Below are 7,188 nucleotides of genomic sequence, written 5' to 3'. Positions count from 1 at the left end.
TTTTTATCTTGTAAAAATTACAAATGTTTTAGACCATACCTTTCCGGAATTCATCTCCTTTAGAGGGAGTCTGCTGAACACCAGGATGATAGCAGAACAGGCTTGTTACCGGTTTGTGAAAAAAATCTGCAATTCTCATGGCGTATAGCAGAGAAGGAATATGCTGAGATGGTCAAGCACCTTGATGTTAAAGCAACATCCAACAGGGAGGCTGATGTCCATTTCTACGGAAAAGGAAAGAAACATAGGATCACTCCTTTATCCAGGGAAATATCGAACCAGTTTGAAGATTACTGTGAAAAATACCATCCCGACAAGACTTCGGAAAATCTATTGTTTTATTCTTTCCGAAATGGTCGGAGAAACAAAATGTCCAGTGATAATGTCAGCTGTATATTTGCAGGATGTGAAGAAGAGGTTCGCAAAAGCAATCCAGATCTAATCCATCTGCATTCACATCTTTTCAGAAGGACGAGGGCAATGCACCTGTATCAGGCGGGAGTGCCACTTCCTACTATATCTGAATGGCTTGGTCATTCGAACATAGAAACGACTCGTTTCTACGCAAAGGTTACTGAAGAGATGAAGAGGGACGCACTGCATAAGCTTAGTGATAGTGACAGTTCCGTCTTTAAGGATGATGTGGTATTCAAGTATGCCAATGACGAAGATGCTATCAAGCGGCTTTGTGGATTGAAATAAATGCCGATAGTTTATTACCAGTGCCTGACATCGAATCAGGCACTGAATCTTACAGAAAATTTATCGGCATTTCTAAAATATCGGCATATGGGGAATAGAAACTTCATTCAGAGAATTAAAATATGCCATAGGATTAACAAGTTTCCATGCACGAAAACCAGATTTTATTAAACAAGAAATATATGCGCGATTACTTTTGTATAACTATTGTGAATCGATAACAACACATGTAATAAAACAAATGAAAGACAATGATAAAACAAAACAGGTGAACTTTACAATCGCCATTTATATTTGTAGAGAATATCTCCGTAATAAACGCAATCTTAGTCCACCTGATGTGATTAACCTAATAGAAAAGCATGTATTACCAGTAAGACCTGGTCGAAAAGACCCTCGCAAAGTCAACCCCCAGGCATCTGTAAGCTTTCCATATAGAGTGGCTTAATCATAGATAATTATAAGTTTTTTTGACAGATAAACAATCTGTCTTTTTGTTGTGCTGCAAAATAGACAAAAGAAAAAAACACATCATATTTATCAAACAATTGCAAATATGATGTGTTTTATAATTATGTCAAAATTCTTAACTTAATGACATTGGTCCGAAGACTGGTTTTTTTTCTATGAAACGAACAACATTTCTTACTGAAGTAAGGAAAGTACGCCCTGGTTGGACTGATTTGCCTGAGCCAGCATAGAAGTAGCTGCCTGCTGCAAGATGCTCTCTTTTGAGAATCTTGTCATTTCATCTGCCATATCAGTATCACGGATACGGGACTCAGCAGACTGCAGGTTTTCAGATGTGTTATCGTCAACCTTAACGGTGTACTCCAGACGGTTCTGAACAGCACCAAGTTTAGAACGCTCTGTAGTAACGCTCTTAATCATGGTGTCAACGTTGTCAAGAAGACCGGAGATAGCTTCACCATCAACATCGGTAACAGATGTCTTTTTGTTAGCATCAGCGGCGTAATCGTCTTTCATATTTTTTAAACCATCATCGGTTGCAGCATATCCATATTTGGTAAGAAGTGCTTTTACCGCATCTGAAGAATCTGCGTATGTTGTTTTACCATCATCAGCAACTGTTTTTTTATCAGCAGCTGTGATTTCTTTTTTGTTACCTTTTGCAGCCACATAAGATTCTTCAACAGTAAAGATTTTACTGTTATACTCATACTGTGTTGTTCCTTCAACAACAGTTCCGTTTGTACCAGCATTCTTGTCGCTTGCAGTCCCAACGGTGTTTTTTGCAACTTCTGTTGTCTTACTTAAGTACAAATTAGGATCCCAAGCAGTTGTCTTGATTGTTACGTCAATACCCTGAGCATTGTTTGCACCTAACTGCAAATACTGATCTTTGTAAGAACCATCCAACAATTTTTTACGGTTGAACTCTGTATCTGTGTTAATTCTTTCATACTCAGATTTCAAAGTATCAATCTCGTCCTGAATTTTCTGGAAGTCGTTCTCAGCTGTTCCGTCTAATACGCCGGAGTTAGAAGCCTGAACAAGAAGTTCACGAGTTCTCTGCAAAATAGCATGCTGCTGATCCATAGCACCCTCAGCTGTCTGGATAAGAGAAATACCATCCTGTGCGTTGTCAGATGCACGATTCAAGCCGCGAACCTGAGCTCTCATTTTCTCAGAAATAGCAAGACCTGCTGCATCATCCGCTGCACGGTTGATTCTGTATCCACTGGAAAGTTTCTCAGTAGATTTAGCCAAGTTGTTTCCTACGATTCCTAACTGTCTGTTAGCGTTCATTGATGTAATGTTGTGTTGTACGATCATAATAATTACCTCCTTGTTTTACCGTCACAAATCCGTTTGCGACGTTGCGTTTGTTTTAGTTTCTATAATATCCAGAGGTGCAGGCTGCGGGCCCGGCAGCTTGCAATCCCCTGATTATTATTACGATTTGGTGTCACCGGGTTTCGTGCCTCTTTTTTTTCGGTACTTTTCCGGTAAGTTTGGCTCGGCATAATAAGAAGGAGAATTCTTCTTTAATTCCGGATTGTTTTTTTCTAATACGGTACTGCGTACGATATTAACTTCCTTAGGAGCATCAATCATAATACGCAAATGATGATTACTTCCGCCTAAAAAAACAATTTTGATATCATCGCCAAGCATTAAGTATTCCTCTGTACTAAGTGATAATCGAAGCATTTTTTAGACCTCCCTGTCTTGCACTGATACAACATTTGTTGGTAAAATGTTGCATTGACAGCAAGGATTATTTTTAAGTAATCCAAATAAGGAAGGGAGAAGGAGGTTAGTATGGGAACGACACAACCGATACGGAACAAAAAAACTCTGGAAAATTTTAGAAATTATTACAAAAAGGAGGAAAACAAGCCAAGAAATTATGCACTGATTGTTTTTGGGCTGAACTCGGCATTACGCATTAGCGACATTTTAAATTTAAAATGGAAAGATGTATGTAACTCTGCCGGCTATTTGGAGCACATCATTGTGACTGAGAAAAAAACAGGAAAGAAAAATGTGTTGGCATTGAACCGTGCAATGAAGGAAGCACTGGATTATTATCGAAAAACAATAGAAACCATTGATTCCGAACATTATGTTTTTTCTAGTCAAAAGGTTAAAGATGAACCAATTACACGCTCACAAGCATTTCGGATTATTCAAAAGGCAGCACAGAAATGTGGCATGAAAGAACCTGTCAGCTGCCATTCATTACGAAAAACTTTTGGCTATTATGCTTGGAAAAATGGAACGCCACCCGCATTGCTTATGAGTATTTACAATCATTCTTCCTATGAAATCACAAAGCGTTACTTAGGGATTGAGCAGTTAGACAAAGACGAAGTATATGAAAAAAATGTTCTATAGAAAAAAATTAAAAAGTTAAAAAAAGGGGGTTAAGGAAAAAAGAAAACAGCCGATATATATAGTGTCAGAGAGAAAATGCAACATTTTACCAACAAATGTTGCATTCTTTTTATTAGGAAGAGTTTTTCTTTATTATGACCATTTTTTCTTCTTTTTTAGTGACAAATTCATTAAATTTTCGTATACTATAGTGAGATTATTGACGAATGGAAAATGAAAATCAGGTGATAGATATGAAAAAAGAAATTCAAATTCGAAAAATGAAAAAATCAGACCTCCCACAATTGCAGGAAATGTACCGGGATTTGATTCCGGAAGGAGTTTCGATGGAAGTATTAGAGAACAATTATTATCGTACAGTCGACAGACCGGAGTATTTTCTTGCAGTGGCAGCAGATGGTGATAAGGTGCTTGGCAGCACGATGGGAATTGTGTGTATTGCATTGGATGCTCCATTCCTTGTTGTAGAGAATGTGATTGTTTCCGGTGAATGCAGAGGGCAGGGCGTTGGCAGAAAAATATTTGAGGCACTGGATGAATTTGCACTTAAAAATCAGTGTGAATATGCACTTTTGGTTTCTTCCGGATTCCGAAAGGGAGCACACCGGTTTTATGAGGCGGTTGGCTATACAGATGATGTACGCGGGTTTCGAAAATATTATTAGAAAATTATAATCAGTTAAATATTTTGCTTGACAGAATATAAAAAATTTGATAAAGTTGCAAATGACATAAAAATAAGTGTTTGTGTGGACGGAGGATTTGATACTTCATGATAGATTTTCATACACACATACTGCCGGGCATGGATGATGGAAGCCAGGCTACACATGAGTCTCTTCAGATGTTGACGCTGGAGAGTGAGCAGGGAGCGCAAGAGATATTGTTGACTCCCCATTTTTATGCCCATTTTGACAAAATTTCGTCTTTTTTAGAGCGGAGAGAGTACTCTTTTCGGAAATTAACGAAAGCACTGAATGAGCATGATATGGGGACTCCCCTTTCTTTACGGAAGGGCGCGGAAGTTTATTATTTTCCGGGAATTGGGGATGCGAAGCAAATTCGCGAACTCACGATTGAAGGAACCGATATTTTGCTCCTTGAGATGCCATTTGCTCAGTGGACGGATGAGATTTATGTGGATGTCAAAAAATTGATTGAGAAACAAAAGTTGACAATCTTACTAGCTCATGTCGAGCGATATGATTCATTTCAAAAAAGCAGAAAAATCTGGAATCAAATTTTTAAACTTCCCTTATACGCTCAGATTAATACGGGCGGAATCGACAGACATAAAAAAAGCGTTTTATCAAAAAATTTTTAAAACTTCAGGTGCCGTTGGTACTGGGAAGTGACTGTCACAACATGAAGACACGTTTGCCAAATTTAAAACAAGGACGTGACAGTTTAAGAGACATCTTTGGGGAGACATTATTAGCAGCAATTGATAAGACGGAGGAAAGGTTGCTGAAATAATATGCGTAGGAAAGAGCGAAGAAAGATGCTTATTCTTTTTGTCGCGCTTATATTGGCGATGGTAGCATTTGGAATTGGACTTTTATTATTGGCAAAACCATTTTTGAAAATATATGTATCTGATAGTTATTATGATGCCTGGAGATACACTCCATTTTTGATTATTGGATGCGTTTATTTGACGTTGGGGACATTTATGGCAACAAGTTATACCGTTCATAAGGATAGTTTTGGTTATTTGTTCTCTGGTTCTTTTGGTGCAGTGTTTAATATACTATTAAATTTCATCTTAGTTCCAGTAATAGGGGTATATGGAGCTGCACTGGCAACATGTATAAGCTATATTGCAGTCTTTATGTTTCGTGTGTTTCACACCAGAAAATATATTAAGTATGATATTTGGTATAAGGAATTTATTCTGGGGTCATTGTTAATGATTTTGTCTGCAATTTTGATGTTTGTAGATGACATAAAAGGATTTCTTTTTCAACTTTTAATTCTTGTGCTTGGATTTGCTGTGTTTTCAAAAACATGGATTCCGATGCTGCAATTTTTTTTGAATAAAGTTCGAAGAAAGCGCGTGATTTAATGAAGAAGTTGGTTAGCATTATCGTTTCTATATACAATGAAGAAAAAAATATTGATAAAAGTGGTCACATTATTGATAGCTTAATGGAAAAAGCTATTGAATGGATTTATTTAGAAACTCATTTTGATGAACCAAGAAGCATGGTGATTAGAAAAACTTTAGAATTTAAGAAGACTGCAAAAACTGGGGGTATAAGATATAGTGTTATGAGAAAGAAACTAGAGTGTATTCACACTCTTATCATGGGAGGTGTTTTTTCATGAAAACTGTGTGTGCTAAGAATATGTGCGCTGGTTGTATGGCTTGCACGAATATATGCAAAATGAGTGCTATTACTATTATAGATGACTATAAGTCATATAATGCTGTGATTGATGAAGTGAAGTGCGTAAATTGTGGGCTGTGTGAAAAAAATTGTCCAAATATAAAATGCGTGGATAAGCTTAATCCTCTCTTTTGGAAAGAAGGATGGGCATTGAATCCAGAAATCAGAAATAATGCCTCTTCAGGAGGTGTTGCTTCAGCAATTATATATTCATTTATTAAAGATGGTGGATATGTTGCTTCGTGTATGCTTAATAAGGGAGAATTTGTTTTTGTATTAACAAGTTCGACTCAGATAGCTGAGCGATTTACAGGTTCTAAATACGTTAAAAGTAATCCCAAAACAATATATAGAGATATTGAAAGAAAACTAAAAGATGGGAAAAAAGTTCTTTTTATAGGATTACCGTGTCAAGTTGCAGCATTGAGAAATTTCTCAAGCAATCAAGAGAATTTGTACACAGTTGATTTAATATGTCATGGTTCTCCATCGCCTGAATTGTTGAAGATGTATTTAAAAGAAAAATCAGTGGATATTGAAGAACTGGAAGAGTTAAATTTTCGTGAGAAAACATCATTTGGCTTAAGGTCGACAGAGAAAGATATTGGTTTTTCGCGGATTGTCGATATGTATACATATGCTTTCTTGAAAAGTATAGATTATACGGAGAATTGTTATTATTGTCGTTATGCATCACAATCTCGTGTTTCGGATATTTCATTAGGTGATTCATGGGGAAGTGAGTTGTCCGAGGAGGAAAAGAAGAAGGGAATCTCTTTAGTTCTGTGTCAGACAAAAAAGGGAGAAGAATTACTGAAAAAGTCAAATTTGGAACTGTTTGATGCAGATATTACAAGAGCAATTCAGTTAAATCATCAATTGGAGTTTCCATCAAAAATTCCATCATCCAGACCGTTTTTCTTTGAAAACTTAGAGAAAGGTTTTGATTTTACTATGAAGAAAATATTACCTAAAGAACATTTAAAAAATGAGATTAAGACTATTTTATCTAAAATTGGAATTAGAAGATAAACTTTTGGTGTGCAATAAATATTTTCGCTTGTAATTCTTGCTAAGCTGTGTTAAGATATGCACAAGCAGAAAGTCCAAACATTATCAGAAAAGTCAAATAGTATAGAATCGAGAAAAAACTTCACTGCGAAATCACAAAAAACAAATTGAAAAGCAGGGAGGTTAGTACATGGGATATCTCCCTGAGAGGGAGGTATGTCAC

The 7,188-nt window shown here is 36.6% G+C and carries 9 protein-coding genes; 7 read left to right on the top strand and 2 right to left on the bottom strand.

What is annotated here, in order from left to right:
• Window positions 1-168: 168 nt before the first annotated feature.
• A complete protein-coding gene (locus DW005_RS13270) occupies window positions 169-702 on the top strand; it encodes a tyrosine-type recombinase/integrase (RefSeq protein WP_117480153.1) in 534 nt (177 codons plus the stop codon).
• A 645-nt stretch (window positions 703-1,347) separates the two neighbouring features.
• On the opposite strand, the gene DW005_RS13260 is transcribed toward DW005_RS13270, so the two are convergent.
• On the bottom strand, window positions 1,348-2,499 hold the full coding sequence (locus DW005_RS13260) for a flagellin (protein ID WP_117480151.1): 1,152 nt from the start codon (window positions 2,497-2,499) through the stop codon (window positions 1,348-1,350).
• A 120-nt stretch (window positions 2,500-2,619) separates the two neighbouring features.
• Window positions 2,620-2,877 carry a carbon storage regulator gene (locus DW005_RS13255; protein WP_117480149.1) on the bottom strand — a complete coding sequence of 86 codons (258 nt, stop codon included), beginning with the start codon at window positions 2,875-2,877 and terminating at the stop codon, window positions 2,620-2,622.
• 111 nt (window positions 2,878-2,988) lie between these two features.
• On the opposite strand from DW005_RS13255, the gene DW005_RS13250 reads away from it, so the two are divergent.
• The 6 genes from DW005_RS13250 (at window position 2,989) to DW005_RS13225 (ending at window position 6,986) form a co-directional block, all read left to right on the top strand.
• On the top strand, window positions 2,989-3,564 hold the full coding sequence (locus DW005_RS13250) for a tyrosine-type recombinase/integrase (RefSeq protein ID WP_117480147.1): 576 nt from the start codon (window positions 2,989-2,991) through the stop codon (window positions 3,562-3,564).
• Window positions 3,565-3,797: 233 nt separating this feature from the next.
• Complete coding sequence (locus DW005_RS13245; protein WP_242989489.1) at window positions 3,798-4,229, top strand: GNAT family N-acetyltransferase; 432 nt, start codon at window positions 3,798-3,800, stop codon at window positions 4,227-4,229.
• Window positions 4,230-4,336: 107 nt separating this feature from the next.
• The gene (locus tag DW005_RS13240; RefSeq protein WP_117480145.1) at window positions 4,337-4,888 is read left to right on the top strand and encodes a CpsB/CapC family capsule biosynthesis tyrosine phosphatase; all 552 of its coding nucleotides are present in this window, start codon (window positions 4,337-4,339) and stop codon (window positions 4,886-4,888) included.
• A 153-nt stretch (window positions 4,889-5,041) separates the two neighbouring features.
• The gene (locus DW005_RS13235; protein WP_117480144.1) at window positions 5,042-5,629 is read left to right on the top strand and encodes a polysaccharide biosynthesis C-terminal domain-containing protein; all 588 of its coding nucleotides are present in this window, start codon (window positions 5,042-5,044) and stop codon (window positions 5,627-5,629) included.
• Entirely contained in the window at window positions 5,629-5,892 is a 264-nt protein-coding gene (locus tag DW005_RS13230) for a hypothetical protein (RefSeq protein ID WP_117480142.1), read from the top strand. Before DW005_RS13235 ends, DW005_RS13230 begins: the two co-directional genes overlap by 1 nt.
• Window positions 5,889-6,986, top strand: a complete 1,098-nt coding sequence (locus tag DW005_RS13225; RefSeq protein WP_117480139.1) for a Coenzyme F420 hydrogenase/dehydrogenase, beta subunit C-terminal domain — start codon at window positions 5,889-5,891, stop codon at window positions 6,984-6,986. The genes DW005_RS13230 and DW005_RS13225 overlap by 4 nt, the downstream gene beginning before the upstream one ends.
• The last annotated feature ends 202 nt before the right edge of the window (window positions 6,987-7,188 follow it).

This window comes from Clostridium sp. AF36-4 (assembly GCF_003435975.1).
In the GTDB taxonomy this organism is placed as follows: Bacteria; Bacillota; Clostridia; order Lachnospirales; family Lachnospiraceae; genus Eubacterium_F.
The sequence above is the reverse complement of the archived record's forward strand: the minus strand, read 5'-3'. Positions and strand labels throughout refer to the sequence as shown.